Here is a 26,045-nt window from a genome sequence, read left to right as displayed (position 1 = left end):
GGGCTCCCGGAAAGCTGAGGACGAGGATCAGGAGAGCCGCGGCGATGCCGGCCGACGAAACAGGACGGGGCATGACGACACTCCGGAATCAGGAGCCGGCATGGTAACCGCGGGCCCCCGCAGGTTCCAGTCGGCCCGCCTCGCGCTCCCCCTTTGGCGGGGCGGCGCTGGTCGCACCGAGGCCGCTCGGCTACCATGCGCGCCATGACGACAACCGTGACCCGCACCCGTTTCGCGCCCAGTCCCACCGGGCTGCTGCACCTTGGCAATCTGCGTACTGCACTGTTCAGCGCCCTGCTGGCGCGGGCGCGCGGCGGGCATTTTCTGCTGCGTATCGAGGACACCGACGCCGAGCGCTCGCGCGCGGAGTTCGTTGAGGCGCTGCAGCAGGATCTGCACTGGCTGGGGCTGGACTGGGACGAGGGGTACGGTGCGGCCGCCGGCGACGCCGGCCCCTATGCCCAGTCCCAGCGTACCGGGCTCTACCAGGCCTACTACGATCGTCTGATCGCGGCCGGTCTGGCGTATCCGTGTTTCTGCACGCCGGAAGAGCTCGAGCGCGGGCGCAAGCGCATGCGTGCCCAGGGCAAGCCGCCGCGTTACCCGGGCACCTGTGCCGGACTGGACCCGGAGGAGGCGCGCCGCCGCGAGGCCGAAGGGCAGCGCCCGACCCTGCGTTTCCGCGTGCCGCTGGGGCGCACGGTGCGCTTCGAGGACGGAGTGCGCGGCGCGGTGAAGTTCCGCACCGACGAGATCGGCGACTTCGTGATCCGGCGCTCGGACGGCACGCCGGCGTTCTTCTTTTCCAATGCGGTGGACGACGCCCTGATGGGGGTGACCGACGTGGTGCGCGGCGAGGATCACATCGCCAACACGCCGCGCCAGCTGCTGTTGCTGGAGGCGCTGGAACTGCCGGCGCCCGGGTACCACCACCTGCCGCTGGTCAACGGCGACGACGGGGCCCCGCTGTCCAAGCGCAACGGTTCGGCCAGCATCCGCGAGCTGCGCGAGGCCGGGGTGCTGCCGCTGGCGATCCTCAACCACCTCGCGCGGCTGGGCCATCGCTACGAGGAGGAGGGGCTGCTGTCGCTGGACGGGCTGGCGCAGGGTTTCGATCCGGCTCGCATCGGCCATTCCGCGGCGCGCCATGATCCGCGCCAGCTGGAGCACTGGCAGGCCGAGGCCCTGCGTGCGCTGTCGGACACGGATCTGCAGGCGCATCTCGCGGGGCTGGGCGTGCTGGACCCGCTGCCGGAGGCCGGGTGCGCGGAGTGGATTGCGCTGGCGCGCGACAACATCGCATCGGTCGAAGACGCGCGGCGCTGGGTGGCCGCGTTCGCCGAGGATCCGGCGCCGCTGAGCGAGGCGGCCCGCGGGGAGATCGAGGGTGCCGGGCCGGCTTTGTTCGAGGCCGCGCTGGAGGCGCTGGACACCAGCAGGGATTTCTCCGAAATGGCAAAGGCCGCGGGGGCGGCCACCGGGCGCAAGGGGCGCGGCCTGTTCATGCCGCTGCGCGCGGCGCTGTCGGGACAGACCTTCGGGCCTGAGCTGCCGCGCATCCGCGAATATCTGGGCCCGGAGCGCACCCGTGTCCGGCTGCAGGCCGCGCGCGACGTGGCGGCCGCGGCCGCCGACTGATCCCCCGGGTCGGCGGGGTGGCCGTTCAGGCCGCCTCGTGGGTGCCGAACGCGCGCGCCCGCAGGGTGTTGTCCAGCAGCATGGCGACTGTCATCGGGCCCACGCCGCCGGGCACCGGGGTGATCCAGTCCGCCTTTTCCGCCGCGCCGTCGAACTCCACGTCGCCGCACAGGGTGCCGTCGTCGCGCCGGTTGATGCCGATGTCGATGACCGTGGCGCCCGGCTTGATCCAGTCGGGCTTGACCAGCCCGGGCCTGCCTGCCGCGGCCACCAGGATGTCGGACTGGCGGGCGATGGCCGCGGTATCGGGGGTGAAGCGGTGGCAGATCGTCGGCGTGGCGCCGGCCAGCAGGAGCTCCAGCGCCATCGGTCGGCCGACGATGTTGGAGGCCCCGATGATGCAGGCGGTGCGCCCCTTGAACGGCTCCTCGATATGCCGCAGCAGCTGGATGACGCCCCAGGGCGTGCAGGGACGCAGGCGCGGGATGCGCGCCACCAGCCGCCCGACGTTGTAGGGGTGGAAGCCGTCCACGTCCTTGGCCGGGGAGATGCGCTCGATGATGGTCTCCGGGTCGATGTGCTCCGGCAGCGGCAGCTGCACCAGGATCCCGTCGATGGTGCGGTCGGCGTTGAGCTGGTCGATCAGCGCCAGCAGATCGGTCTGTGGCGTGCCCGACGGCAGGTCGTAGGAGTGCGAGACCACGCCCACCTGTTCACACGCCTTGCGCTTGTTGCGCACGTAGACCTGCGAAGCCGGATCGGCCCCCACCAGGACCACCGCGAGACCCGGCGGACGCAGATCGCGCGAGGTCATGGACTCGATCTCGGTGGCGATGCGGGCGCGGTGGGTCTGCGCGATGGCGCGTCCGTCGATGATCTGGGCTGGCATTCGGTCTCGTCCGGCTGGTGGGGGCTGAACGGGATGATCCCATGGCGCCCCGGGGGGCTCAAGCCGCTCTGCCCGGCCATGCCGAGCGGCTTGACCCGCGGGCCACGTGGCGCTAGGATCTCGCACTCGCTGTGCAGGACCCATTGCGGGAACGGCTCGACGGGGTATAGCGCAGTCTGGTAGCGCGCCTGCTTTGGGAGCAGGATGTCGGGGGTTCAAATCCCTCTACCCCGACCATAGCGGCCGCAACCGGCTGTACCGGCCCGGATGCCCGGCGGTATACGCGCTCGTAGCTCAACCGGATAGAGCATCGGCCTTCTAAGCCGACGGTTGCAGGTTCGAGTCCTGCCGGGCGCGCCAGAGCCCGGACCGGCAGAGTCCGACGCAGTGAACAATACGGTGGTGACCGTAGCTCAGTTGGTAGAGTCCCGGATTGTGACTCCGGTTGTCGTGGGTTCGAGTCCCATCGGTCACCCCATCCCCCTCTGTCTTGCGGGGCCGTTAGCTCAATTGGTAGAGCAGTGGACTCTTAATCCATTGGTTGTAGGTTCGATTCCTACACGGCCCACCATCCTTATCGTTCTTTATTGCACGCCGGTTCCTCACCGGTCGCGGGCTTCGCGCGCGGTCTCGCTCGTGGTTTCTCGCTTGTCCTCGATGCGCTGGCGATCGCGTTCGCTGGCGTCTCCCGCGTCCAGCGCCACGTCGAACTGGCGCACCGCCTCCTCGTACTGGCCGCGATGGAAGAAGTACTCCGCCATGGCCTCGTGGCGCAGGGCCTCGCGGCCCGCATCGCTGGCGATGTCGGCCTGCAGGCGCAGCAGCGAGGGTTCCGGGGTTTCGCTTTCGCGGATCATGCGCGAGGTGATCCGCAGGGCCCGATCATGGTTCCCGAGGTCGCGCTGGACCCGAGCCATGCGTTCGCGCACCACCGGATGGCGGGGGTACACGGCGTCCAGCTCTTCCAGCCGGGCGAGGGCGGCTTCGTGGTCGTCTTCCTCGCGCTCCACCGCAGCCCACGCGAGTTCCAGGGTCAGGGCGGGCGCCTCGGCGGCGTCGATGCGTTCCAGAAGCCCGCGCGCATGGTCCGGGTTGCCGCGTTCCAGCTGAGCGACAGCACCCCCGTAAAGCAGCGCGGCGGAGGCATGTTCGGTAACCTGATCCAGCGCCCGGCGGGGGTCGGCGAGGGCGCGGGTGCGCGCCTGCATCCACGCGAATTCCGGGCCCTGCTGGCGAACGCCCCCGGACGTGTCCCGTGCGCGGTTGCGCGCATCGGTGATGCGGTCGAGGGTGACCGGGTGCGTGCGCAGGTACTCCGGCACCGCATCGCCGGCGCCGCGCGACAGCTCCTGCATGCGTTCGAAGAAGTCCGCCATCGCGTTCGGGTCGAAGTCGCTGGCTGCCAGGATGCGCATGCCCACGCGATCGGCCTCGGCCTCGTGGGTGCGGGTAAAGTTGATCTGCGACTGAATGCCGCCGGCGACGCCGCCTGTGATGACCGCCTGTCCCAGCTGCGGATCGATCCCCGCGGCCAGGACCCCGGCGAGGATCGCCAGTCCGGTGCGGAAATTGACCTCGCGCCCGCGCGCGAACATGCGCGCGAGGTGGCGCTGGGTGACATGCGCGATCTCGTGTGCCATGACCGCGGCGAGCTCCGCCTCGTCGCGGGTCTCCAGCATCAGGCCCGAATGCACGCCGATGATGCCGCCGGGCATCGCGAAGGCGTTGACCTGGCGGTCGTCCACCGGGATGAAATGGAAGGTGATGTCCTCGCCGTCGCTGTGGGTAGCCAGCTGCTGGCCGAGCGATTCGAGGTAGAAGCGGATCTCGGGGTCGTCAACGATCGGCAGCGATCGCCGGACCTCGCGTAGCAGGGACCGGCCAAGCTCGCTCTCCTCTGCGGGGGTCAGGACCCCGCCGGAGGCCTCGCCGAGGCGCGGGAGAGAGCTGTCCGCAGCACTGCCCGCCGGTGCCAGGAACAGGACCAGCAGCAGGGGAATCAGGAAGGCCGCGAGAGACTTGTGCATGAATCGGGGGCCGGGCGGATGCCGGCCCCCGCAGCATACTGCCGGTGCGTTACTTGCCCAGGCCGGGTGCCGAGGAGTAGGCCCGCATGCTGTCGCGATCCTTCCACAGTTTCGGATCCAGCACGGAATCCGGGACCATGAACTTCTTGCGGTCCAGAACCTTGTGGGTGCGTACAATCTTCACCACGTCGTCGTACTTGAGCTTGAACAGAAGGCCGACGTCGCCACCTGAGGTGTAGCGAACGATCATGTGATCGTCCTCCATGCGATGGACGTAGATGTTGGCCGGGCGCAGCTTGCCCTGCTCGTCCTTCATCGTCACGGCGTAGTGGCCGTCTACCTGGAAATCACTCTTTTCCACCGGAAAACCCTCCGCAGGATTGTTTGGGCGGGCGTGACCATATCACGATTGACCGTCGCGTATCGATCCCGGTTCCCCGCCGAGGCAGTCCCGTGCGAGTTGTGGCGCCGGGCATCGCGCCATTTGCATTTGTACACCGTTTCGATATGCTCCGCGGCCACCCTGACCGTGGCAACGGGTCGCAGGGTCGCCCGGCGCGATGGTGCCCGGGCGCGAACCGGAAACTGGAGCTGATCGTGTACGGATTCTCGGAGATCACCCCGGATGAACTGGAGCAATGGCGCGCCGAAGGCCGGTCGTTCCGCTTGATCGATGTGCGCCAGCCAGGCGAAACGGGTCGGGGCATCATTCCCGGCGCCGAGACGGTGCCGCTGGCGGCCGTTCCGCCGCGCAAGGACGAATTCACCGGCGGGGATGTCCCCGTAGTGTTCTACTGCCAGAGCGGGGCACGTTCCGCGCAGGCCTGCGCCTTCATGACCCAGCAGGGCGTGGAGGCGGTGTACAACCTGCGAGGCGGCATCATGGGCTGGGCGCAGTCCGGCCGCCCGATTGTCACCCCGGATTAGCATCTGGTTGTATTCCGATTCCGTTTCCCCTATAAGGGGGAGTTCGGCGGATCAACGACCGTTTCGTTTCGCCGTGCGAACCGCTACCGGTCACTCAAGACCAAAAGACTCACAAAGGAGAGATAGCCATGGCCAACTTCGATCAAGAGCTCGACGCCTCCGGCCTGAACTGCCCGCTGCCCATCCTGCGCGCCAAAAAGGCGCTGGCCTCCATGGATGCCGGCCAGGTCCTGCACATCATCGCCACCGATCCGGGCGCGGTGAAGGACTTCCAGGCGTTCTCCAAGCAGACCGGCAACGAGCTGATGGAGCACAAGGAAGAGGGCGGCAAGTTCTACTTCCTGGTCAAGAAGGCCTGAGGCCGTCTGATCCATCGCCCGCCGGGGCTCGGCCCTGTTTTCGAGCCCCGGTTTGCCGGTAGACGTGGTTACCGTGAGGTAACTGGAACGACGCCTGGACCCGTTCTAGGCTGGCTGCAAGGTCCATGAAAAAGAGGCCTGCTCGCCCACAGCGAAGAGGTGACATATGGCGACATATGCTGAGATGCAGCAAATCTTCGACGACATCCGCGGAGATTTTCGCTACGACCATGATCTCAATGGCTGCCTGAACTGCGGGATCTGCACGGCGACGTGCCCCTCCGCCCAGTTCTATGACTATTCCCCGCGCGAGATCGTCCAGCTGCTCTGGACCGAGAACGTCGAGCAGATCTACGACGCGATGCAGGAAAAGATCTGGGCCTGCGCCCAGTGCATGACCTGCGCCGCCCGCTGCCCGTTCAAGAACTCGCCCGGCGGTCTCGTTGCGATCATGCGCGAGGTGGCCATCAAGCACGAGATGCAGTCGGCCAAGGACGTGCTGCGGCCGTTCGGTCGCGTAATGCTCAAGCTGATCACCACGGGTAACCAGCTCTCGCCCGACATGATCCAGCCCGATCACTTCCCCGACTGGGGTCCGAACATCCAGAAGGTGGAAGGTGATCTCCAGGTGCTGCGCAAGGCCATCCCGGTGAAGACCCTGCAGACCGTGGAAACCGCCTGGGAGGTCTCGCTCAAGACCTCGGTCGAGATGTACACCATCTGGGAAATGACCGGCGTGCTGAAGTCCCTCGAGCTGATGGATGAAAACCTCTTCGACGTGATCGAGGACTTCATCGACGAGAAGCGCGAGGATTACGAAGACTGGCTCGAGGAACAGGAAGAGGAAGACGACGAGTAATCGTCCCCGCCTTTCGGTTCCGCGACATCAGGAGAAGCGTTATGAGTGAACAGACTCCAGGCAATCACAACCAGAACGGTGAAGGTGCCGGCGCCGGCACCATGAAGCCCGGCTATCACAACACCGACGGCCAGGGTATTGCCGGCCACGGATCCTTCTTCCAGGCGACCGATCTGTCGCAGGAAGAGGCCGTCAAGGCGACCGACTGGGTGCGCAAGCACGTCGACCGCCGCACCATCGATCTCGGCGATCGCATGGACGACGTCCGCGAGCACATGTACGAGCTCGAGAAGGACGGTCAGATCATCATCCACCGGATCACGGATCAGCACGAGCCGGCGACCGTGCAGACCCTGTTCGGCTGGGACAAGCAGGTCCCGACCAAGCAGCTGTGGCACCACAAGTCCTGCGGGCAGTGCGGGAACATTCCCGGCTATCCGACCTCGCTGCTGTGGTTCATGAACAAGTTCGGTTTCGAACCGGGCAAGGACTACCTCGACGAGACCGACCAGACCTCCTGCACCGCGTGGAACTACCACGGTTCCGGTATCGGAAACGTCGAATCACTGGCCGCGGTGTTCCTGCGTAACTTCCATCAGGCCTACGTCTCCGGCAAGCAGCACGGCCACGACCTGGGTCACTTCTATCCGCTGGTTCACTGCGGCACCTCCTTTGGTAACTACAAGGAGATCCGCAAGTTCCTGGTCGAGTCCGCGGAGCTGCGCGAGAAGGTCACCAAGATCCTCGGCAAGCTGGGCCGTCTGGTTGATGGCAAGCTGGTGATCCCGGAAGAGATCATCCACTACTCCGAGTGGGTCCACGTGATGCGCAACCGGATCGCCTCGGAGCTGCAGACCATCGACGTTTCCAACATCCGGACGACCGCCCACGTGGCCTGCCATTACTACAAGATGGTCCACGAGGACGCGATCTACGACCAGTCGGTACTGGGCGGCAACCGTACCGCCATCATCACCTCCACCGCCCAGGCGCTGGGTGCCCAGGTGATCGATTACTCCACCTGGTATGACTGCTGCGGCTTCGGTTTCCGTCACATCATCTCCGAGCGCGAGTTCACCCGCTCGTTCACGATGGATCGCAAGATCCGCGTCGCTCGCGAAGAGGCCAATGCCGACGTGATGCTGGCCAACGACACCGGCTGCGTCACGACCATGGACAAGAACCAGTGGATCGGCAAGGCGCATAACCAGAACTTCCAGATCCCGATCATGGCGGAAGTCCAGTTCGCCGCTCTCGCCTGCGGTGCGGATCCGTTCAAGATCGTTCAACTGCAGTGGCACGCATCGCCCTGCGAAGATCTGGTCGAGAAGATGGGCATGTCCTGGTCCGAAGCCAAGAAGACCTTCCAGGAGTACCTGAAGGAGGTCGAGGCCGGGAACATCGAATACCTCTACAATCCTGAACTCGCATACGGGGGCAAGGTGTGATGCAAGATACTGTACTGGTTGTTGGCGGAGGTCCGGCGGGCCTGTCCGCCGCCGCGAATGTGACCTCGGCCGGCTACAAGGCCGTGATGGTCGAAAAGGAAGACGTCCTGGGCGGCGCCCCGATCCTGTCGGGCTATGCCAAGCTGGTCCCCTCCGGCGAGTGGGCTTCCGAGGCGATTGGCCGCATGGTCAAGCGCGTCGAGGATGACTCCAGCGCCACCGTCCACAAGGGCGCCAAGGTCGAGAAGCTGGATGGCGAGGCGGGGAACTTCACCGCCACGCTGACCAACGGCGAGACCGTTCAGGCCGGCTCCGTCGTGCTGGCGACCGGCTTCACCCACTTCGACTCGATCAACAAGCCGGAGTGGGGCTTTGGTACCTATGAGGACGTGCTGACCACCACCCAGGTGGAACAGATGGTGGCCTCCGGCAAGATCGCCTGCCCCTCCGACGGCCGCGTGCCGGAACGGGTCTGCATCCTGCTGTGCGTGGGTTCACGTGACCGTCAGATCGGGCGCGAGTGGTGTTCCAAGATCTGCTGCACCGTCTCCGCCAACATGGCCATGGAGATCAAGGAACTGTCCCCGGAGACGGACGTGTTCATCTACTACATGGACATCCGTACCTTTGGTCTGTACGAGGACAAGTTCTACTGGAAGTCCCAGGAAGAGTTCAAAACCAAGTTCGTCAAGGCGCGTATCGCGGAAGTGACGTCTTCCGGTGACGGCCGTCTCCTGGTGAAGGGTGAGGACACCCTGGTCAAGCGTCCGATCGTCATCCCGTTCGACATGGTCGTGCATGCGATTGGTATGGACCCCAACGCCGACAACCCGGAAATCTCCCAGGTGTTCGGCGTGGGTCTCGAGAAGCACGGCTTCCTCGAGCGGGCGGAACAGTACACCAACACCTGCGGCACCACGCGCAAGGGCATCTATGCCTGTGGCGCGGCCTACGGCCCCGAGACGATCGACGACTCGATCGCCCAGGGTGCGGCGGCCGGCGGTCGCGCGGTTGCAGACCTGCATGCGCTGGTTCAGAAAGCCGGCTGAGGTGGTCAAGGACGAGGCGGTTCCGGATCTGACGCCGGTTCCGCCTCGTGTCACCTTTGACAAGGATATCCTCGCAACGAAGCTGAATACGCTGCAGGAAAACATCGCAGAAGCCGGCGGGGTGCAGGGACTGCAGACCTTCATCGAGGCGCTGCAGTCCAAGCACGAGGTGTTCGCTGGTGTCGTCGCCAAGGGCGACGAGATCGACGACGCCGATGTGCGGACCCTGGGCGGTCTGGTGTTCTCGGTGCGGCGCAAGCTGGGTCCGCTGCTGGCGGAACGCCAGGGTGCGGTGGTCGAGGGGGTACGCGGACTGGTCCGCCCGGATATCCATCCGGACGAGCGTCTGCAGACCTTCGCCGAGCTGGCCGGAGACGATCGCAAGCTGCGGCGCGGATTGTGGGACTTCGGCTCCGAGATCCTGCATTTCGCCGACCCGGAAGCGCTGCCACTGGCCAATCGGTGGGTCTGGGATTCCGGGACTACGGCCGGAGCGATGCGGGAGTTCATCCGCGGGAACGATACCCTGCGGGAGATTCCGATCGACGATGGCTACGCAGCGTTGCTGGGCATGCGTCAGTGGTTCTACGAGGCGCTGCACGACATGGGGTTCTATCGCGACCTCCATTTCGTGACTGATCTGGTTTGGGTGCAGGCGTACTCGGACTATGCGAAGTCGCTGTCGATGAGCCTGGGGCTGATCGACGCCCAGTTCGGGGCCCGCGAGGACCCGCTGGAGCTGGTGGTGAAGCTGCTCGGGATCGACTCGCCCGAGGGGCGTCTGAAAGGCGAAGACGCTTCGTTGCACTGATAACAACTGAATCGAGATTGAGCCTGCAGGGCAGGTTTTCGGAGAGACGTCATGGCAATACACGAGAAGGCACTGATCGAGGACGAGCGGCTCCAGCAGCATGACGAGCTGGTGGTCGACGGCGTGGACGTGTCCGGGCACTGGAACACGATGATCGCCCCGCGCACGGTTCGCGATTACGACGACGATTTCGAGAAGAAGATCCAGGGTTTCGTCGGCGGTGAAAACGTGCACCGCTGCTGGCAGTGCGGCTCCTGCACGAACTCCTGCACCATGTACGCGCAGAACGTGCAGTTCAATCCGCGCTACTGGATCTACCTGACCCGGCTGGGCATGAAGGAAGAGCTGGTCAAGGACAAGGACATCATCTGGCAGTGCGTGTCCTGCAACAAGTGCACCAACATCTGCCCGAAGGACGTGAAGCCCGAAGGCGTGATGAAGGCACTTGCGCACTGGATGGAAGAGGAGGGCATCACCGAGAAGGCCCCGTCGACGATCTTCGACGAAGAATTCGCGGACCAGATCTACAAGACCGGCCGGATCGAGGATTCGAAGGTCATGCAGAACTTCTTCAAGAAGACCGGTCAGCCGCTGGTTCAGGACTGGATGAAGACCTTCGTCTTTCGCATGATGAAGCACATTCCGGTCAAGCACCTGATGGCGATGGGCTTCAACACCGTACATACGCCGCGCACCAAGTCCTGGGGCAAGACCGGGGAAGTGCTGAAGAATTACGTGCGCGAACAGAAGGAGGCCGCTCATGGCTAAGGTTGCTTACTATCCCGGGTGTGCCCTCGAGGGCTCCGGCGGTCCCTACGATCGTTCGACCCGCGTGCTGGTCAAGGCGCTGGGCCTCGAGATGGAGAACCTGCGCGATTACAACTGCTGCGGGGCGATGGAGGTGAAGAACGTCCATCCGATGCTGCAGACCTACCTGTCGGCCCGGAACATGGCCATCGCCTCCGAGCAGATGGGCATGGACACGGTGATGGCGCCCTGCAACGGCTGCTATCACAACCTGAAGAAGGCCGAGTACGAGACCGCTACGTCGGACGAGACGATGAACACGGTCCAGGACCTCGCGCGCAAATCGGATGACCCGGTGTATTCCGGCGACGTGCGGACCCTACACCTGCTGGAGTGGCTGATGGAGGAACTGGGGCCGGAGGGCATCAAGCAGAAGATGACCAAGAGCCTCAACGGCCTGAAGATCGCGAACTACTATGGCTGCATGTACACGCGGCCGCGGCAGATCTTCCCGGAGAAAGACAACGGTCCGGGCTCCGATTCGAGCTATCAGCCGCACTTCATGGATGATCTGCTCGGCGCCGCCGGCGGGGTCAACGTGGATTTCCCGCTGAAGACCTCGTGCTGTGGCGGGGCGCACACCCTGTCGGATTCCGATACCTCGACCCAGCTGGTGCTGAACCTGCTGCAGTCGGCGGAGGATTCCGGCGCCGAGGTGATCGCGACGGAATGCCCGACGTGCCATTCCGGTCTGGAGATGCACCAGGTGCGCGCCGAGACCGAGTTCGGCATCAAGACCGACGTGAAGGTGCTGTACTTCACCCAGCTGCTGGGCCTGGCCATGGGCCTGTCGCCGCGCAAACTGGGCATTCACGAGAACGTGAGTGACTCGATCGGCCTGCTGAAGGAGAAGGGGGTCCTCTGATCCCCTTCTTTCGGCATCCAGGCTTGATACGACAAAACGGGCGCGCTGCGCCCGTTTTTTTGTGGGGCACGGGCGCGGGCGCGTCCGGGAACGAGGCGAATCATGGATTGCAACGGTTGCGAGTTCCATCCAGAACTGTTCTACGACGATGAATATCAGATCTGGCTGCGGCGGGAGGACGACGACACCCTGACCGTCGGCATGACCGATCTGTCCCAGACCATCGCGGGCAAGATCATCCACGTGCGGGTGCGGCGTCCGGGGACCCGACGGCCGCCGGGCAAGCCGGTGGCCACGATCGAGAGCGGCAAGTGGGCCGGTCCGATCCCCAACTTCATTGACTGCAAGATCGTGGAGGGCAACGAGGAGGTGCTGGAGAACCCGGTACTGCTGAACTCGGACCCGTACAACGCGTGGATCGCGCGGGTCGAAGCCACCAACGGTGCGGATGCGGCACTGGCGGAGTTCGTCACCGGTGACAAGGCGCACGAGGGCTATTGCCGCCGGGCGCGTGAAGACGATATCGAGTGCCAGCGCAAGCTGCGCTGAGGGGTGACCATGGCCGATCTCGACGACGATTACTATCTCGATAACGACGAACAGACCATCGTGTTCGTGATGACCTCGGGCCCCTCGACGCCCGGGCGGTGTGCCACGCCTTTCTACCTCGGCGCGGTGATGGCCTCGATGGACGTGGAGGTCTACATCTTTTTCACGATGGAAGGCGTGAAACTGATGGAGCAGGGCGTGGCGGAGAATCTGCGGGCCATGGAAGGGGGCAAGCCGATCAGCGAGTTCATCCAGGACGCGAAACGCGCCGGGGTCCGTCTCCACGTTTGCCAGCCCGCTTTGCCGGGGTATAGAATCAACCCGTCTTCCGATCTCGTCGCCGAGGTCGATGAAGTCAATCGGGCCAGCGAGCTTGCTGACCTGATCCTGCGTAGTGACAAAACGATAACTTTCTAGTTTTCCCGCTTTACTTATCCAGGAGGTAATTATGGGCGCTGTTCGGGGTTGTGATATTCCGGAAGATCTGATGTACAACGTTGAAAACAACGTCTGGGTGCGCAAGGAGAGCGACGGGACCGCGACGGTCGGCCTGACCTCCTACGCCTGCTCGCTGGCCGGTACGATCGTGTCGTACACCCCCAAGAAAGTGGGAAAATCGGTCAAGAAGGACAAGTCCTGCACCACCGTGGAATCCGGCAAGTGGGTCGGCCCGGCCAAGACCCCGGTTACCGGTGAAGTCACCGAGACCAACGACAAGGTCGCGGCGAACCCGGGTCTGATCAACGAAGATCCCTACGGTGAAGGCTGGCTGATCAAGCTGAAGCCGGAAGACTGGGACGGCGAAAGCGCCGAACTCAAGACCGGCTCCGACGCCCTGGCGGCGTTCGAAGCCAAGATGGAAGCGGACGGGTTCGGCGGCTGCTGACGTCGTTCCGTCCGGGGCCGTCGTTCTCGAAGAGCGGCGGCCTCTTTTTTGTCACTAATACCGCAGTAAAACGTTCAACAAATCGCGCGCACCCGGAGAAAGCCCATGACGAGCTGGAATGATGTGATCCGGCGGGTCGAACCCCTGGAAGATGTCCCCGTGGATCCCCTCCTGGTCGAGGACCTCCAGGCCCGGGTCAGCGGCGCGGCGGCCGTCACCGACTCGGTCCATTTCTACACCCCGACCTTCAAGTCCTATCAGACCAGCGAGCTGGCCGACTGCGGGAAGAGCGCCTGGCCCGCGATGTCGATCACCGGGGGCGACTGCAAGCTGGCTTGCGATCACTGCAAGGCCAAGATCCTGGAGCCGATGATCCCGGTGCGCACCCCGGAAGACCTGTGGCGGGAGGTCAACGAGGTGATCGAATCGGGCGCGCAGGGCATGCTGCTGACCGGCGGGTCCAATCATCGCAACGAAGTGGAATACGGCCCCTATTACTCGACGATCCGGCGCATCAAGGACGAGTTTCCCGAGTTCCGCATCGCGATGCACACCGCGCTGGTGGACGACGACATCGCGCTGTCCATGGAACAGGCCGGCATCGACGCGGCGATGATGGACGTGATCGGTGCGCAGGACACCATCACGCAGGTCTACCACCTGCGCCGCAGCGTCGACGATTTCGAGCAGACCCTGGAGAGTCTGGTCAAGACCAACATGAAGGTCGTGCCGCACATTGTGGTCGGCCTGCATTACGGCAAACTGCTGGGTGAATGGAACGCGCTGGAGATGCTGGCCCGGCATCTGCCCGACGCGGTCGTGCTGGTGGTGGTGATGCCGTTTTATGCGCCGGCCAGCCGGCCGTTCGAGACCCCGGACGTCCACGCGGTGGGCCGTTTCTTCCATGACGCGCGCGAACGCCTGGGCGACACGCCGCTGCTGCTGGGCTGCGCGCGGCCGCCGGGCGAGGCCAAGAGCCAGATCGACAGCTACGCGGTGATGGCCGGGCTGTCGGGCATCGCCCATCCGGCCGAGGGCGTGGTCGAGCTGGCCGCGCGGCTGGGCAAGAACGTCCGTGTCACGCCCGCCTGCTGTTCCATCGCGGTAGGCGACGAGGTGATGGCCGAGGACGCCGACAGCTCGCGCGGGATCGAGCTGGATCTGGATACCATCGTCGCCGAGGAGGCGCGCCGGCGCGAGCAGGAAAGAAAGGCGCGGCAGGGCCTGGGCGGCATTCGCATCGTGACCGAAGGCGGGGCGGTGGCCGCGGGAGGTGGGTGTCATGCCTGATCGTGATCAGAACCGGCTGCGCATACTGGACACCGGCCTGCGTCCGGCGGCGGAGAACATGGCGTTCAATCGCGCCCTGCTGGAATGCCACCAGGAGGGACATTCGCCCCATACCCTGCGTTTCCTGCAGTTCGAACCCTGTGCGCTGGTGGGCTTCCATCAGAACGTGGATCAGGAGATCCATGCCGATTACTGCCGCGAGCAGGGGATCGCGATCCAGCGCCGCATCACCGGCGGCGGTGCCATCTACTTTGACGCCACCCAGCTCGGCTGGGAGCTCTATCTCGACAAGCAGTTCCTCGGAACGGCCGACATGGGCCGGATCGCCGAGCGCATATGCACCGCGGCGGCCGAGGGCATGCAGAAGCTGGGCGTGGATGCGCGCTTTCGTCCGCGCAACGACATCGAGGTCGACGGGCGCAAGATCTCCGGCACCGGTGGCGCCTTTGACGGTGACTCCATCCTCTACCAGGGCACGCTGCTGATCGAGTTCGACGTCGAGGACATGCTGCGCATCCTGCGCATCCCCGCAGAGAAGCTCTCCGACAAGGCGATCGAGTCGGCGCGCGATCGCGTGGCCAACATGGCGACCCTGCTGGGCCAAACCCCCGATCTGGATTACGTGAAGCGCACCATCGCCGAGTCGATCGCGCGCGAGTTCGCGGTGGAGGCGGCACCGGCCGACCTGCTTCCGGAAGAAGACGCCGCGTTCCGCGAGGCCCTGGCCGAGATCGACAGCGACGAATGGGTCTACCAGCGCAACCGCCCCGCGACCGACGCCCCTCTGCACGAGGCGGTCTATCGTTGCGACGGGGGGCTGATGCGCGTGGGTGCGGCGGTGGATCCCGAGCGCAGTCACCTCAAGCAGCTCTGGATCACCGGCGACGTTTTCGTCAAGCCGACCCGCACCATCGCCGATCTGGAGGCCAGCCTGAAGGATACGCCCGTCGCCGAGATGGAGGATCGCGTGCGCGCGTTCTTCGGCGAGCGCGAGGTGGAGATGCTGCAGCTGACACCGGATGATTTTGTCGCGGCCATCCGGGCGGCGCTGGTGCAGGCCGAGGCTGAAGAGGCGGCGGAATGATGCCGTGCCGCCTCCGCGTAAGGGTACACGACTGATGCTCCCGGACACGGTGGACGTGCTGGTGGTCGGGCTGGGTCCCGGCGGGGCCTCCGCCGCCCGCGTGGCGGCCGAATCCGGGCTGTCGGTTCTGGCGGTGGAGCGCAACCGCGCGCGCGGCGAACCGGTGCAATGCGCCGAGTTCATCCCCAACCCCATGGGCGCCTATGCCAAGCCGGACGGCGTGCTGCATCAGCGTATCGATTCCATGCAGAGCTTCCTGCCCTCCGGCGCGGTGGAGCATTCCGATTTCCCCGGCCTGATGGTCGATCGCGGCGAGTTCGACCGCGCGATCATCCGCGCCGCGGAGGCGGCCGGGGCGCAGGTGGCGATGTCCACCCCGCTGATTGGTGTGGATCCGGAGCGGCGCGTCGCCCGTGTGAAGCACGCGGACGAGGAGCGGGAGATCGGTTTCCGGTTCCTGGTGGCCGGCGACGGGCCGCATTCGCCGGTGGCCGCGTCGCTGGGGCTCGACCCGCTGCCGGTGGTGCAGACCCGCCAGTACACCGTGCCGCTGCTGCGGCCCTACACGGCGACCGATGTCTGGTTGTCGGACGACTATCCCGGGGGCTACGCCTGGCTGTTCCCGAAGGGCGAATGGGCCAATCTGGGGCTGGGTGCCGACAAGCGCCTGGAGCGGGACATGAAGACCCCGCTGGAGGCCTTGCATGCCGAGCTGGTGGAGCAGGGCCTGCTGGGCACCGAGATCGTGCATCGCACGGGCGGCGCGATCCCGGTGGGCGGTCTGCGCGAGCAGCTGGTCCACGGGCCGGTGCTGTTCGTGGGTGACGCCGCCGGGCTGACCCACCCGATCACCGGGGCCGGGATCGCCGCCGCGGTGGTGTCCGGCGAGGCGGCCGCGCAGGCGGTCGTGGATGACCTGGGCGGCGACGACGAGGCCCTGCAGGACTACGACGACGAGATGCGCAGCCAGTACGGCCCCGCGCTGGAACGCGCCTGTCGCCGTCGCGCGTTTCTCCATGAGCACTGGCGCACACCGAGCGCGAACGAAGACGCGACTCAGCGCCGCGGATGGATTGCATTTTCCGATTATTTCGACGATGGTGACCGGGCCGCGTAACCGGGCTTGGTCGACGGATGCCCCGCATCCCCGAGACAACGCTGGAGGAAGACAATGAGTGCAAGTGCAGAGGACTTGGTCGCGCCGGTCAATTTTTATCGGCCGGACTACCACATCAAGACCCCGGACATGCGGTCTCCGGAGTACGTGCAGATGTCCACCGCGGCGGCCATCACCCTCGGGCTGGTACCGGGTACCATGCACCGCACCTCCTGCACCCACTGCCTGAACCTGCTGGTCACTTACCCGGAAGGCTGCCGCGCAAACTGCTCCTACTGCGGGCTGGCGCGTCACCGGGAGGAATCGCGTGACTACGCCGACCGCAACTTCATCCGCGTCGACTGGCCCACCGCCAAATACGACGAGGTTATCGAGCGCGTGAAGAACAACGCCGACGCCGGCCAGTTCGAGCGCATGTGCATCTCCATGATCACCCATCCCAACTCCGATGCCGACACCGTCGAGCTGCTGGAGAAGTGGGTCGCCGAGGTGAATCACATCCCGGTGTCGATCCTGTCCAACCCGACCACCATGAGCTACGAGGACCTCCAGCTCCTGCGGGACAAGGGCGCGGACATCTTTACCGTCGCACTGGACGCGGTGACCCCGGAGATCTTCGAACGCACCCGTGGCAAGTCGGTGGAGAGCCCGCATACCTGGGACAAGTACTGGCAGGCCATCGAGTGGGCTGCCGAGATCTTCGGTCCGGAGAAATTCGGCGCCCACCTGATCTGCGGCATGGGCGAGACCGAGGAAGAGATCCTGCAGGTCTGCCAGCGGATCCGCGACCTGGGCGGCCACAACCACATGTTCGCCTTCTTCCCCGAGGAAGGCTCGCTGATGGAGGACTGGAGGCCGGTCCCGCGCGACCAGTGGCGCCGCGTGCAGCTGGGCCGCTTCATCATTGACTACGCCGGCGGCCGCATCGACGACATGAAGTTCAACGACGACGGCCAGGTGGTGGACTTCGGTCTGCCGCAGTCCGAGGTCGAGGAACTGATCGCCTCCGGCAAGCCGTTCCAGACCTCCGGCTGCCCCGGCAAGTCGGACGAGGAGGTCTCGGCGTGCAATCGTCCCTACGGCGATTCCAGTCCGACGGATATCCTGTCGTTCCCGTTCGCGCTCAACTCGACCGATGTCGGGTTCGTCAAGCGGCAGATGGCCGGTGAGGACGTCGGCACCTTCGATTTCGACGCCGACGAGGCCGAGGACGAAACGCCGGCCCGCTAAAAAAACCAGTCCCTGTAGTCCTGTCGAAAGCCCCGCTCTGCGGGGCTTTCGCATGTCCGGACTCCGATAAGGGATTTCGAATATTCAGGTTTCGAGCGGCCGGGGGGCCGCCGAAAGAAAGTCGCTCGCCTCGACTGGTCATCGGGGCGGGAGGCCGAACCGGAGGCGGAGCCATGCCACCCCCGGTTCTTTACAAAAACAAGAAGACCACCAAAGGAGATAACAGCATGAAAGCACGCTACATTCGCCGGAGCGCGATGACGATGGCGGTCGGCCTGGCCCTGGGCGCCGCCGGCACTGCACAGGCCACCAATGGCTACTTCGCCCATGGCTATGGCATCAAGGCGAAGGGCATGGGCGGGGTCGGCATGGCCATCTCGCAGGACAGCTACGCACCGGGAATCAATCCGGCCGGCATCGCCGGGATGGAGTCCCGCTTCGACGGGGCCCTGACCTACTTCCGCCCGGAACGTTCGTACGAGGTGTCCGGCATGCCATCGCGCGAGATGGGCACTTTTGGCCTGGCTCCGGGTGAGGTCGAGAGCGACAGCAAGAACTTCTTCATCCCGTCGCTGGGCTTCGTCCAGCAGATCGACGAAGACCGCTCCTGGGGCATCGCCTTCCTCGGCAACGGTGGCATGAACACCAACTACCCGGGTTTCGAGAACCAACAGTTCTGCCAGATGGAGGATCCCCAGAACCCGAGCCAGTCTATGCCGATTGGAAGCCAGACCGGTCCGTTCTGTGACGGCTCGGCGGGGGTCAATCTCGAACAGCTGGCGATCATCCCGACCTATGCGCAGCGGTTTGCCGACGGCCGAGTGAGCGTCGGTTTCAGCCCGATCATCTCCTACCAGCGTTTCGAGGCGAAGGGGATCCAGACGTTCGCGGACATGGGCATGACTGACGGGGATGGAGAAAACTTCTCCGGGAACGGGACGGATGACTCCTGGGGCTACGGCGCGCAGATCGGGATCCAGGCCGAGGTCGCGGAGGGCGTGCACCTGGGGGCCAACTACCGCTCCAAGATCCGCAACTCCGACTTTGACGACTATTCCGAGCTGTTTGCGGAAAGCGGCTCGTTCGACATCCCGTCGACCTGGGGCATGGGGGTGGCCTGGGAGGTGACGCCCACGGTGACCCTGGTCGCGGACTACCAGCGCATCAACTATTCCGACGTGGATGCGATTTCGAACTCGGGGCCAGAGCAGGATGACCTTGGTCAGCCCGTCTTCGGCACCTCCGACGGCCGCGGCTTCGGCTGGGACGACATCAACGTCTACAAGATCGGGGCCCAGTTCGAGCTGCCGAACGACTGGCAGGTGCGCGTGGGCTACAACCGCGGGGACAACCCGATCGATTCGGACGAGGTGACCATGAACATCCTCGCCCCGGGGGTGGTGACGCACCACTACACCGCCGGCTTCACCAAGTCGTTCGGCGACCAGCACGAGCTGAGCTTCGCGGCGATGTATGCGCCCAGCAATTCGGTGTCCGGCTCGAACGCGTTTGACCCGGAGGCGCAGGACATCGAGATCGAGATGAAGCAGTACGAACTGGAGCTGGGTTACAGCTACCGCTTCTGATGCGGGCGGGGAGTCGTCGGTGCGGGATGCCCGCGCCGGCGACCGCCGCAACCCACCGCGTTGCAACGATTCATGCAGGAGAAGTCCATGTCATTCGCATATCAGGAACCGCGCCCTTCGGCCGGTTCTGCCGGAATCCTTCGTTCGCTGGCCGCCGGTGTGGCGGCCGTGACCCTGCTGGCCGCGGCCTCCTCCGCCGGTGCCGGCGAGTACCGCCCGTTCGTGCTGGCCTGGACCGATAGCGGCGCCGATGTCGCCGGCGTGTCCGACGAGGCGCGCGAGCGTCTGGAAGGGGCCGATTTCGAGATCCTCGGCGAATACGAGGTGACCGACTCGGCGCGCGTGCTGGTCGCCACCAATGACGATCTGCTGGAGGCGGCCGCCTCGCACGACCGCGCCGGCTATATTGCCCCGGTTCGCATCGGCATCACCGAAGTGGACGGCGAGGTGCAGGTCAGCTACACGGATCCGGTGTATTTCCAGCACGCCTACCGGGTCGAGGTGCCGCTGGATGGCGTCGCGTCAGCGCTGGAAGACACCCTCGGGGCCGAAGAGACCTTCGGCCATGAGGACGGCAAGGACGCCGACGATCTCGACCGCTACCGCTATGCCTTCGGCATGGAACGCTTCGATGCCCCCTACGAGCTTGGGAGTCACGGCAGCAGTGCCGCGGCGCTGGAACAGCTGGAAGCTGGTCTGAGCGCTCGCGCCGGCGGCGTCAGCGAGATCTACCGGCTGGAGATCCCGGGGACCGATACGACGGTGGTCGGGGTGGCCGTACGCGAGGAGGACGGTGCCCACGAGGATGCGACGGACCGCAATGCGCTGGACACCGTGGACGTGGGTGAACGCCGGCATACCGCGTATGTCCCCTACGAGGTCCTGATCCGTGACGGCGAGGTCGAGGCGCTGCACATGCGTTTTCGCATGGCGCTGCACTTCCCCGACCTGAGCATGCTGGGGTCAAACAGTTTCATCCAGCTGCGCAATGCCCCGGATCGCCTGGAGCGGGCGCTGCAGGAGGCGGCGGCCGGCGGCTGACGCCGCCCAATGGTCCATCGGGATAAAAACCCCAGGCCTCACTCAAGAACCCCGGTCCGCCGGGGTTTCTTACGTGTACCGGGCGCGGTTGTTTATCCTCCCGATTCATTCCCCGCAGGAAGCAGGCCATGAAATCGACGAAGATCGCCAACATCGGCGAGATCCGCAACGAACTGAACAAGTACAAGAAGGGCCGCAAGCTCGACATCCATCAGTTCAACCAGGTCGCGCGTCAGGCCTGGCTCGGCAAGCTGGTGATGCAGCCGCTGGACCTGGAGGACCCCGAGTGCAAGGCGTTCCTGGTCTTCGTGCAGGAGCCCGAGGAGCTGGCCCTGCATTTCCTCGACACCGACCAGGAGCTGCTGGGCGGCATGCATATCATCGATGGCCAGCAGGCCGAGGCGCTGGTGGATATCATGCGTACCGGGGTCGAGGAGCGGGCCAAGCTGTACGAGGACCTGTCGCGTTCCGACTTCTATTTCCGCTATTTCTACAAGCCGGGCAGCGATGACAAGGACCAGGAACAGGCCGCGGGTGACAACGGGTCGTCCGGTCAGCAGCCGGAGGGCTGAGACGCGATGACGACCCCGGCCGCTCCGGAGTGGATCGACGCCGGGGAGCGGTCGGCGACGGAGCTGCACGCCCTTTACACCGGGCTGGCGGCGTCCACTGCGCCGGATGCTCCGCCGCGCGTGCTGTGGGTGCGCTCGCGCGAGGCGCATGTCTCGGTGGGCGGCAGCCAGGACCCCGACGCCGATCTGGATCTGGAGCACTGTGCCGCACGCGGCATCCCGGTGGTGCGGCGCCCGCTGGGCGGAGGCTCGGTATGGGTGGATGCCGACCAGGACTGCTTCTTCGTGATCCGCTCGGGCCGCGCGCTGAAGCGCGGCCACCGGCATCTGTTCGCGCAGGGCCTGGCCATGGCCGTGGACGTGTTGCGCGAGCTGGGCCTGCAGGGGGTGGAAACCCGCGGGCAGGATGTCTGGGTACAGGGCCGCAAGATCATGGGCACCGGCGCGGCAACCCTGAACGAGGGCTGCGTGTTCGGCGCGAGCTTCCTCGGGCGTTTTCCGGTGGAAGAGTTTCTCGCCTGCGTGCGGGCCCCCAGCGAGGGCTATCGCGACTGGCTGCGGCCGGTACTGGAGGCAGGGATGACCGACTGTGCCGGGGAGCTGGGCGACCCACCGGACTCCACCGCGGTGCGCGACACCCTGCGGCGGGTGGCGGAGCGCCGTTTCGAAGCGCCGCTGCAGGATCGTTCCCCGGATGCGGCCACGCTGGAGACCTGGCTGGCGGCCGGTTACGAGGAGCTGGAGGATCTGTCCGACGGAGATGCGCGCCCGTCGGTGCCGGAGGGCATCCGGGTCAATCGTGACAACCACGTGTTCGAGACGCAGGTTGACCGTGCCCGCCTGCGCCTGCACGTGGAAGGGCAGCGAATCGCGCGGGTGTGGTGCGAGGACCCGGCTGTGGACCGGGTTCTGGGCGATCGACTGGCGGGCGAGTCCCCCGAACGCCTGCATCTGCGTTCGCGGCTGGCCGGGCATCTGGAGCCGGCACTGGCCGATGCGCTGTCCGCACGCATTGATGCGCTCTATCGCGGCATCACCACCTGAACCAATCCGTATCCCCCGGGAGGAACGAGATGGCCGAACCGACGATCCAGCGCCGGCTGGAAAAACGCCTGATCCTGATGAGCCGGGACGGCGACATGACCGAGCACCTGAGAACGTCGCTGCCCGATGACTGGCACATGGAGGTGACCACCGACCTCGAGGCCCTGGGGGCCTGGAACGAGGTGCTGCTCTATCGCTTCCTGCTGCTGGACCTGGACGAGATCGAGGTGTTCGATCCGCTGGACGTGATCCGCCTGCTGCGGATGGAGTACCAGATCAACCTGCCGGTGTTCTGCTTCGGCGGCGATGCCGACATCCGTGACGAGATGCGCCTGGCGCGCGCGGATCGCTTCTTCGACCGGGACGAGATGGTTGCAAAGCTCCCCAAGTTCATCCGCATGTACGACTGGGGCTGAGCGCCCCGTCAGCAAGCATCCCATCAGAAAAGGCCCCGGGCGACTGCCACGGGGCCTTTTCCGGTTTGCCGGTCCGCTGCCGCGGATCGGCGGGGCATGGCGGGGCTTCAGCCGATCCAGGCGTGCTCGAGGACGTCGATCCGGATCTTCTCGTGGTAGGTCTCGCCGTTGCCCTCGATGACCAGATCACCCACGCGGGTTCCCGCAGTGTCGAAGCTGAACTTGCAGTCGAAGCTTCCGGGCAGGGACACGCTGCTCTCGCAGAGGGTTTCGCCCTCCACGGTGAAGCGGCACTGCGCGGTGCCCGAGCCGTTCAGCATGGCCTGCAGGCGGAATTCCTCGTTCACCGGGCGACGGTACACTTCCGGGTCACGGTTCGGGTTGTACTGCAGGTTGTTCAGCTTGACGAGTTTGACAAGTTTCATTGCGGGTCCTCTATTTACGCGCTGAATCCGAGTGAACTGGTTGGGTATAATCAAACCCGGAATCATACAACAATCCCCGCGCGATGACGATTCCGGGCTCGAAGTCCCCGGGATTGGCGCTTCCTGTCCGGGGGGGCATCGCAGCGACATACCAGGCGGCCAACGGGAGCCAGCATGAAGAATCTGATCAACCGCATCCGCGGCGTGGAACGCGACGTTATCGAGAAGCCCGGCGAGGCCGGCGATGCCCCCTTCTACAAGCCTCAGGGCGACGAGGTCGAGATCTTCCGCGCGGCCTACGCCAAGCGCCTGCCGGTGATGCTCAAGGGACCGACCGGCTGCGGCAAGACCCGGTTTCTGGAGCATGTCGCGCACACCCTCGGCCAGCCGCTGGTTACCGTGTCCTGTCATGAGGACCTGACCAGTTCGGATCTGGTCGGGCGCTTCCTGCTGGAGGGCGAGGAGACCGTCTGGCAGGACGGGCCGCTGACCCGCTCGGTCAAGGAGGGGGCGATCTGCTATCTCGACGAGATCGTCGAGGCGCGCACCGACACCACCGTGGTCATCCACCCGCTGACCGACCACCGTCGCCAGCTGCCGGTGGACAAGAAGTCGCAGATCATCGACGCGCACGAGGACTTCATGCTGGTGATCTCCTACAACCCCGGCTATCAGACCGTGCTGAAGGACCTGAAGCCCTCGACCAAGCAGCGCTTCGTCGGCATCCATTTCGACTACCCCTCGGAAGAGGTCGAGCGCGAGATCGTCGCCAAGGAATCCGGTGGCCTGGATGCCGACCGCGTGGAGAAGCTGGTCGCTGCCGGGCGCAAGGCGCGTTCGCTGAAGGACCACGGCCTGGAGGAGGCGACCTCCACCCGCGCGCTCGCCTATGCCGGCGAGCTGATGCAGGCGGGCCTGAGCCCGCGCGTGGCCTGCCGCGCGGCGATGATCGCGCCGATCACCGATGACCCCGAGCTGATCCAGGCGCTGGAAGAGATCTTCGACGCCCACTTCCCCGAGTCCGAAGCCGCGTGAGCGAGCAGGCCCGCAACGACGGGGGCGCGGACACCGAGGCCGAGGATCTCGTCGAGATCGAGGAGGTCCTGCAGCACCTCGAGGACATCAGCTTCGTCGCCCACCGCGACGCGAAGGAGGCGTTGCCGGCGATCCGCGAATTCGGTGCCGGTCCCGCGCGGCGCTGGATCGAGACCGCGCGCGACCTGTTCTTCCATGACCGCGAGGCCGGCAAGAGCTTCATGCGTCATTCCGCGCGGATGGCGGAACACGTCGGCGGGGTGGAACCGTGGCGCGAGCAGGCCGCCGAATTCGCTCGCTGGGTGAATTCCGCCGATGCGCTGGAAGGCTTCATGAGCCAGGCCGACCGGGTGTTCGCCGCGTGGGGCGAGGACGGCGAGCGCGAGTGGTACGCAACCGGCCTGCGCTGGTGCGAGCGCAGCCTGCCGGACGCGCGGGCCTATTTCGAGACCGATTTCGACAAGCTCGCGGCCGGTCGCGGCATCGAGGGGCTGCGGGCCCTGATCGACCCGGCCGAGACCCTGTTCGACGAACGCGGCCTGACCCTGGACTGCTACCTCGAGGGGGCGCCGATCGCGCGCAACCTGGTCGGCGACGGCGGTCTGCTGTCCTGGGCGCGGCGCGGGGCCGACCTGCTGAAGGCCGGGCGCTCGCGTGGCGAGGCGTATTTCCGCCTCGAGAGCGACGAGAGCCTGAAGCTGTTGCTGGAGGCGCTGCCCGGTTTCCGTCCGCGCATGCACGGGCGTTTCCTGCGTCTGGTGCTGCTCGCCTGGCTGGACGCCGACATCCCGCTGGCGGACTCCAGCTGGAAGCCCGGCGAGGGCCGGCCGATGCTGGAGACCGACGGCCGGCGGCTGTTCATGCCGGCGGTGATGGACTCGCGCGAGGAGGCGCTGGTGGCCACCCAGCATGCGGCCGCCCATCTGGCGTACGACACTTACGCCCTGCCTCGCGTGGAGCGCCTGTTCGAGCGCGCGGGCAGCGAGCACCCGCCGCTGGACGACCGCTCGCGCATCACCTGGCGGCCGCTGTTCGCCGCCTTCGGCGAGCGCATGTTCCGCTTCCAGATCCTGTTCGACCTGGCCGAGGACCTGCGGGTGAACGCCCGGGTCGCGCCAAGGATTCCGCGCTTTCTCGAGCGCCTGGTGCGGTTGGCCGAGGCGTACGAGCGTCCGGCCGAACCGGCCGGCACCTATTTCGATTTCGCCCTGCGGGCGCACCGGGCGCTGCTGGAAGGACGCGAGCAGGAGGACCCGCGGCTCGCGCGCATGCTGGAGCCCGAGGCCGACGTGGTGACCGCCTGGGAGGTGGCCGAGGCGCTGTTCGCCGACGAGGCCTTCCCCGAGATCACCATCCAGGAACGCGCCGAGGCCTACCTGCCCGGGCTGTCGCTGAACGCGGCGCTGCCGGTCTATCCCCAGCGCGAGCGCAAAGGCGAGCTGGCGGACTTCCGCGACCACGAGGCGCACGACGAGCACAAGTTCGAGCACGAGAAGCAGGAAGAGCAGCCGCAGCAGGCCCCGGAAGACGCGCAGAAGGACCCGGACGCGGACATCCAGACCCCGCAGCAGGAGACCTCCGGCACAGGCGGGCGGATCGGAACCGGGATCCCGCAGCCGGCCCAGGTGGCCAAGCGCGCGGCGCCTTACACGCCCAAGAAGGACGGCATCCTGTACCCCGAGTGGGACTACCGCGAACAGCGCTACATCTCCGACTGGGTCAACCTGTACGAACGCGTGCTGGATGATGAAGAGCCGGACCGGGCTGCGGAGATCCTGGTCCGCCACGCCGACACCCTGAAGCGCCTGACCCGGGGCCTGGAGATGCAGCGCCCGATGCGCCTGGCACCGCTGCGCAAGCAGATGGACGGTGACGAGCTCGATACCGAGGCGGTGATCGACTATATCGCCGACAAGAAGGCCGGGCTGTCGCCCAAGGCCTTCATCTACCGCCGTCGCGCGGTGCAGCACCGTGACACCGGCGTGCTGATGCTGGCGGACATGTCCACCTCCATCATGGCCCGGCATCCGGGCGGGCAGGGCAAGATCGTCGACCGCGTGCGCGAGGGGCTGATGCTGTTCGCCGAGGCGA

The 26,045-nt window shown here is 65.7% G+C and carries 27 protein-coding genes and 4 tRNA genes; 27 read left to right on the top strand and 4 right to left on the bottom strand.

Going from position 1 to position 26,045, the window contains the following annotated elements; all coding sequences use genetic code 11:
• The first annotated feature begins 195 nt into the window (after nucleotides 1–195).
• Complete coding sequence (gene gltX / locus D571_RS0106045) at nucleotides 196–1,638, top strand: glutamate--tRNA ligase (protein WP_018935778.1); 1,443 nt, start codon at nucleotides 196–198, stop codon at nucleotides 1,636–1,638.
• A 25-nt stretch (nucleotides 1,639–1,663) separates the two neighbouring features.
• Here gltX and folD read toward each other — a convergent pair whose 3' ends face one another.
• Nucleotides 1,664–2,527, bottom strand: a complete 864-nt coding sequence (gene folD, locus D571_RS0106040; protein ID WP_018935777.1) for a bifunctional methylenetetrahydrofolate dehydrogenase/methenyltetrahydrofolate cyclohydrolase FolD — start codon at nucleotides 2,525–2,527, stop codon at nucleotides 1,664–1,666.
• A gap of 160 nt (nucleotides 2,528–2,687) precedes the next feature.
• On the opposite strand from folD, the gene D571_RS0106035 reads away from it, so the two are divergent.
• The 4 genes from D571_RS0106035 (at nucleotide 2,688) to D571_RS0106020 (ending at nucleotide 3,098) form a co-directional block, all read left to right on the top strand.
• A tRNA-Pro gene (locus tag D571_RS0106035) sits at nucleotides 2,688–2,764 on the top strand.
• Between the two features lie 46 nt (nucleotides 2,765–2,810).
• Nucleotides 2,811–2,887, top strand: a tRNA-Arg gene (locus D571_RS0106030).
• Nucleotides 2,888–2,929: 42 nt separating this feature from the next.
• Nucleotides 2,930–3,005: transfer RNA gene (locus D571_RS0106025), tRNA-His, on the top strand.
• Nucleotides 3,006–3,022: 17 nt separating this feature from the next.
• Nucleotides 3,023–3,098 (top strand) — tRNA-Lys (locus D571_RS0106020).
• A 31-nt stretch (nucleotides 3,099–3,129) separates the two neighbouring features.
• On the opposite strand, the gene D571_RS0106015 is transcribed toward D571_RS0106020, so the two are convergent.
• A complete protein-coding gene (locus D571_RS0106015) occupies nucleotides 3,130–4,554 on the bottom strand; it encodes a M48 family metalloprotease (protein ID WP_018935776.1) in 1,425 nt (474 codons plus the stop codon).
• A gap of 49 nt (nucleotides 4,555–4,603) precedes the next feature.
• Entirely contained in the window at nucleotides 4,604–4,915 is a 312-nt protein-coding gene (locus tag D571_RS0106010; protein WP_018935775.1) for a hypothetical protein, read from the bottom strand.
• A 236-nt stretch (nucleotides 4,916–5,151) separates the two neighbouring features.
• On the opposite strand from D571_RS0106010, the gene D571_RS0106005 reads away from it, so the two are divergent.
• The 20 genes from D571_RS0106005 to D571_RS0105910 all read left to right on the top strand — a co-directional run bounded on the left by D571_RS0106005 (nucleotide 5,152) and on the right by D571_RS0105910 (nucleotide 22,494).
• Nucleotides 5,152–5,481, top strand: a complete 330-nt coding sequence (locus D571_RS0106005; RefSeq protein ID WP_018935774.1) for a rhodanese-like domain-containing protein — start codon at nucleotides 5,152–5,154, stop codon at nucleotides 5,479–5,481.
• Nucleotides 5,482–5,609: 128 nt separating this feature from the next.
• The gene (locus D571_RS0106000; RefSeq protein WP_018935773.1) at nucleotides 5,610–5,840 is read left to right on the top strand and encodes a sulfurtransferase TusA family protein; all 231 of its coding nucleotides are present in this window, start codon (nucleotides 5,610–5,612) and stop codon (nucleotides 5,838–5,840) included.
• A 184-nt stretch (nucleotides 5,841–6,024) separates the two neighbouring features.
• Complete coding sequence (locus D571_RS0105995; protein WP_018870324.1) at nucleotides 6,025–6,699, top strand: 4Fe-4S dicluster domain-containing protein; 675 nt, start codon at nucleotides 6,025–6,027, stop codon at nucleotides 6,697–6,699.
• Nucleotides 6,700–6,740: 41 nt separating this feature from the next.
• On the top strand, nucleotides 6,741–8,147 hold the full coding sequence (locus tag D571_RS0105990; protein ID WP_018935772.1) for a heterodisulfide reductase-related iron-sulfur binding cluster: 1,407 nt from the start codon (nucleotides 6,741–6,743) through the stop codon (nucleotides 8,145–8,147).
• Nucleotides 8,147–9,196, top strand: a complete 1,050-nt coding sequence (locus tag D571_RS0105985; protein WP_038046824.1) for a CoB--CoM heterodisulfide reductase iron-sulfur subunit A family protein — start codon at nucleotides 8,147–8,149, stop codon at nucleotides 9,194–9,196. Before D571_RS0105990 ends, D571_RS0105985 begins: the two co-directional genes overlap by 1 nt.
• Nucleotides 9,171–10,007 carry a hypothetical protein gene (locus D571_RS0105980; RefSeq protein ID WP_038046821.1) on the top strand — a complete coding sequence of 279 codons (837 nt, stop codon included), beginning with the start codon at nucleotides 9,171–9,173 and terminating at the stop codon, nucleotides 10,005–10,007. The genes D571_RS0105985 and D571_RS0105980 overlap by 26 nt, the downstream gene beginning before the upstream one ends.
• Before the next feature lie 51 nt (nucleotides 10,008–10,058).
• A complete protein-coding gene (locus D571_RS0105975) occupies nucleotides 10,059–10,775 on the top strand; it encodes a 4Fe-4S dicluster domain-containing protein (protein ID WP_018935769.1) in 717 nt (238 codons plus the stop codon).
• A complete protein-coding gene (locus D571_RS0105970; RefSeq protein WP_018935768.1) occupies nucleotides 10,768–11,679 on the top strand; it encodes a CoB--CoM heterodisulfide reductase iron-sulfur subunit B family protein in 912 nt (303 codons plus the stop codon). The genes D571_RS0105975 and D571_RS0105970 overlap by 8 nt, the downstream gene beginning before the upstream one ends.
• Before the next feature lie 102 nt (nucleotides 11,680–11,781).
• Complete coding sequence (locus D571_RS0105965) at nucleotides 11,782–12,228, top strand: glycine cleavage system protein H (protein WP_018935767.1); 447 nt, start codon at nucleotides 11,782–11,784, stop codon at nucleotides 12,226–12,228.
• Nucleotides 12,229–12,237: 9 nt separating this feature from the next.
• Nucleotides 12,238–12,645, top strand: a complete 408-nt coding sequence (locus D571_RS0105960; RefSeq protein ID WP_018935766.1) for a DsrE family protein — start codon at nucleotides 12,238–12,240, stop codon at nucleotides 12,643–12,645.
• Between the two features lie 31 nt (nucleotides 12,646–12,676).
• The gene (locus D571_RS0105955; RefSeq protein WP_077244523.1) at nucleotides 12,677–13,114 is read left to right on the top strand and encodes a glycine cleavage system protein H; all 438 of its coding nucleotides are present in this window, start codon (nucleotides 12,677–12,679) and stop codon (nucleotides 13,112–13,114) included.
• A gap of 105 nt (nucleotides 13,115–13,219) precedes the next feature.
• Entirely contained in the window at nucleotides 13,220–14,404 is a 1,185-nt protein-coding gene (locus tag D571_RS0105950; protein WP_018935765.1) for a radical SAM protein, read from the top strand.
• Complete coding sequence (locus D571_RS0105945) at nucleotides 14,397–15,488, top strand: biotin/lipoate A/B protein ligase family protein (protein ID WP_018935764.1); 1,092 nt, start codon at nucleotides 14,397–14,399, stop codon at nucleotides 15,486–15,488. Before D571_RS0105950 ends, D571_RS0105945 begins: the two co-directional genes overlap by 8 nt.
• Nucleotides 15,489–15,522: 34 nt before the next feature.
• Nucleotides 15,523–16,605, top strand: coding sequence for an NAD(P)/FAD-dependent oxidoreductase (locus tag D571_RS0105940; RefSeq protein WP_018935763.1), 1,083 nt, complete (start codon nucleotides 15,523–15,525; stop codon nucleotides 16,603–16,605).
• A 54-nt stretch (nucleotides 16,606–16,659) separates the two neighbouring features.
• The gene (locus D571_RS0105935) at nucleotides 16,660–17,835 is read left to right on the top strand and encodes a radical SAM protein (RefSeq protein ID WP_018935762.1); all 1,176 of its coding nucleotides are present in this window, start codon (nucleotides 16,660–16,662) and stop codon (nucleotides 17,833–17,835) included.
• 227 nt (nucleotides 17,836–18,062) lie between these two features.
• Entirely contained in the window at nucleotides 18,063–19,421 is a 1,359-nt protein-coding gene (locus tag D571_RS0105930; RefSeq protein ID WP_026287627.1) for an OmpP1/FadL family transporter, read from the top strand.
• A gap of 87 nt (nucleotides 19,422–19,508) precedes the next feature.
• Nucleotides 19,509–20,462, top strand: a complete 954-nt coding sequence (locus D571_RS0105925; protein WP_018935760.1) for a hypothetical protein — start codon at nucleotides 19,509–19,511, stop codon at nucleotides 20,460–20,462.
• Nucleotides 20,463–20,590: 128 nt separating this feature from the next.
• Entirely contained in the window at nucleotides 20,591–21,034 is a 444-nt protein-coding gene (locus D571_RS0105920; protein ID WP_018935759.1) for a hypothetical protein, read from the top strand.
• 6 nt (nucleotides 21,035–21,040) lie between these two features.
• Nucleotides 21,041–22,078 (top strand): lipoate--protein ligase family protein, encoded by a 1,038-nt coding sequence (locus D571_RS0105915; RefSeq protein ID WP_018935758.1) that lies wholly within the window; start codon nucleotides 21,041–21,043, stop codon nucleotides 22,076–22,078.
• Between the two features lie 29 nt (nucleotides 22,079–22,107).
• A complete protein-coding gene (locus D571_RS0105910; protein ID WP_018935757.1) occupies nucleotides 22,108–22,494 on the top strand; it encodes a hypothetical protein in 387 nt (128 codons plus the stop codon).
• 107 nt (nucleotides 22,495–22,601) lie between these two features.
• Here the strand turns inward: D571_RS0105910 and D571_RS0105905 are convergent, their stop codons facing one another.
• Nucleotides 22,602–22,919: a hypothetical protein gene (locus tag D571_RS0105905; protein WP_018935756.1), complete on the bottom strand. Its 318-nt coding sequence runs from the start codon at nucleotides 22,917–22,919 to the stop codon at nucleotides 22,602–22,604.
• Nucleotides 22,920–23,093: 174 nt separating this feature from the next.
• Here D571_RS0105905 and D571_RS0105900 point away from each other — a divergent pair, with 174 nt between their 5' ends.
• On the top strand, nucleotides 23,094–23,954 hold the full coding sequence (locus D571_RS0105900; RefSeq protein WP_018935755.1) for a CbbQ/NirQ/NorQ/GpvN family protein: 861 nt from the start codon (nucleotides 23,094–23,096) through the stop codon (nucleotides 23,952–23,954).
• A partial coding sequence (locus tag D571_RS0105895) for a hypothetical protein (protein WP_018935754.1) occupies nucleotides 23,951–26,045 on the top strand: 2,095 nt, incomplete at its 3' end. The genes D571_RS0105900 and D571_RS0105895, both read left to right, overlap by 4 nt.

This window comes from Thioalkalivibrio sp. ALJ24, from assembly GCF_000377785.1.
Taxonomy (GTDB): Bacteria; Pseudomonadota; Gammaproteobacteria; order Ectothiorhodospirales; family Ectothiorhodospiraceae; genus Thioalkalivibrio.
The sequence above is the reverse complement of the archived record's forward strand: the minus strand, read 5'-3'. Positions and strand labels throughout refer to the sequence as shown.

What these genes read in the sequence shown, in the direction of transcription:
- gltX (WP_018935778.1), top strand. Translation starts at nt 196, where the DNA reads ATGCGCGCCATGACGACAACCGTGACCCGCACCCGTTTCGCGCCCAGT.
- folD (WP_018935777.1), bottom strand. Translation starts at nt 2,527, where the DNA reads ATGCCAGCCCAGATCATCGACGGACGCGCCATCGCGCAGACCCACCGC.
- D571_RS0106015 (WP_018935776.1), bottom strand. Translation starts at nt 4,554, where the DNA reads ATGCACAAGTCTCTCGCGGCCTTCCTGATTCCCCTGCTGCTGGTCCTG.
- D571_RS0106000 (WP_018935773.1), top strand. Translation starts at nt 5,610, where the DNA reads ATGGCCAACTTCGATCAAGAGCTCGACGCCTCCGGCCTGAACTGCCCG.
- D571_RS0105995 (WP_018870324.1), top strand. Translation starts at nt 6,025, where the DNA reads ATGCAGCAAATCTTCGACGACATCCGCGGAGATTTTCGCTACGACCAT.
- D571_RS0105990 (WP_018935772.1), top strand. Translation starts at nt 6,741, where the DNA reads ATGAGTGAACAGACTCCAGGCAATCACAACCAGAACGGTGAAGGTGCC.
- D571_RS0105985 (WP_038046824.1), top strand. Translation starts at nt 8,147, where the DNA reads ATGCAAGATACTGTACTGGTTGTTGGCGGAGGTCCGGCGGGCCTGTCC.
- D571_RS0105980 (WP_038046821.1), top strand. Translation starts at nt 9,171, where the DNA reads ATGCGCTGGTTCAGAAAGCCGGCTGAGGTGGTCAAGGACGAGGCGGTT.
- D571_RS0105975 (WP_018935769.1), top strand. Translation starts at nt 10,059, where the DNA reads ATGGCAATACACGAGAAGGCACTGATCGAGGACGAGCGGCTCCAGCAG.
- D571_RS0105970 (WP_018935768.1), top strand. Translation starts at nt 10,768, where the DNA reads ATGGCTAAGGTTGCTTACTATCCCGGGTGTGCCCTCGAGGGCTCCGGC.
- D571_RS0105965 (WP_018935767.1), top strand. Translation starts at nt 11,782, where the DNA reads ATGGATTGCAACGGTTGCGAGTTCCATCCAGAACTGTTCTACGACGAT.
- D571_RS0105960 (WP_018935766.1), top strand. Translation starts at nt 12,238, where the DNA reads ATGGCCGATCTCGACGACGATTACTATCTCGATAACGACGAACAGACC.
- D571_RS0105955 (WP_077244523.1), top strand. Translation starts at nt 12,677, where the DNA reads ATGGGCGCTGTTCGGGGTTGTGATATTCCGGAAGATCTGATGTACAAC.
- D571_RS0105950 (WP_018935765.1), top strand. Translation starts at nt 13,220, where the DNA reads ATGACGAGCTGGAATGATGTGATCCGGCGGGTCGAACCCCTGGAAGAT.
- D571_RS0105945 (WP_018935764.1), top strand. Translation starts at nt 14,397, where the DNA reads ATGCCTGATCGTGATCAGAACCGGCTGCGCATACTGGACACCGGCCTG.
- D571_RS0105940 (WP_018935763.1), top strand. Translation starts at nt 15,523, where the DNA reads ATGCTCCCGGACACGGTGGACGTGCTGGTGGTCGGGCTGGGTCCCGGC.
- D571_RS0105935 (WP_018935762.1), top strand. Translation starts at nt 16,660, where the DNA reads ATGAGTGCAAGTGCAGAGGACTTGGTCGCGCCGGTCAATTTTTATCGG.
- D571_RS0105930 (WP_026287627.1), top strand. Translation starts at nt 18,063, where the DNA reads ATGAAAGCACGCTACATTCGCCGGAGCGCGATGACGATGGCGGTCGGC.
- D571_RS0105925 (WP_018935760.1), top strand. Translation starts at nt 19,509, where the DNA reads ATGTCATTCGCATATCAGGAACCGCGCCCTTCGGCCGGTTCTGCCGGA.
- D571_RS0105920 (WP_018935759.1), top strand. Translation starts at nt 20,591, where the DNA reads ATGAAATCGACGAAGATCGCCAACATCGGCGAGATCCGCAACGAACTG.
- D571_RS0105915 (WP_018935758.1), top strand. Translation starts at nt 21,041, where the DNA reads ATGACGACCCCGGCCGCTCCGGAGTGGATCGACGCCGGGGAGCGGTCG.
- D571_RS0105910 (WP_018935757.1), top strand. Translation starts at nt 22,108, where the DNA reads ATGGCCGAACCGACGATCCAGCGCCGGCTGGAAAAACGCCTGATCCTG.
- D571_RS0105905 (WP_018935756.1), bottom strand. Translation starts at nt 22,919, where the DNA reads ATGAAACTTGTCAAACTCGTCAAGCTGAACAACCTGCAGTACAACCCG.
- D571_RS0105900 (WP_018935755.1), top strand. Translation starts at nt 23,094, where the DNA reads ATGAAGAATCTGATCAACCGCATCCGCGGCGTGGAACGCGACGTTATC.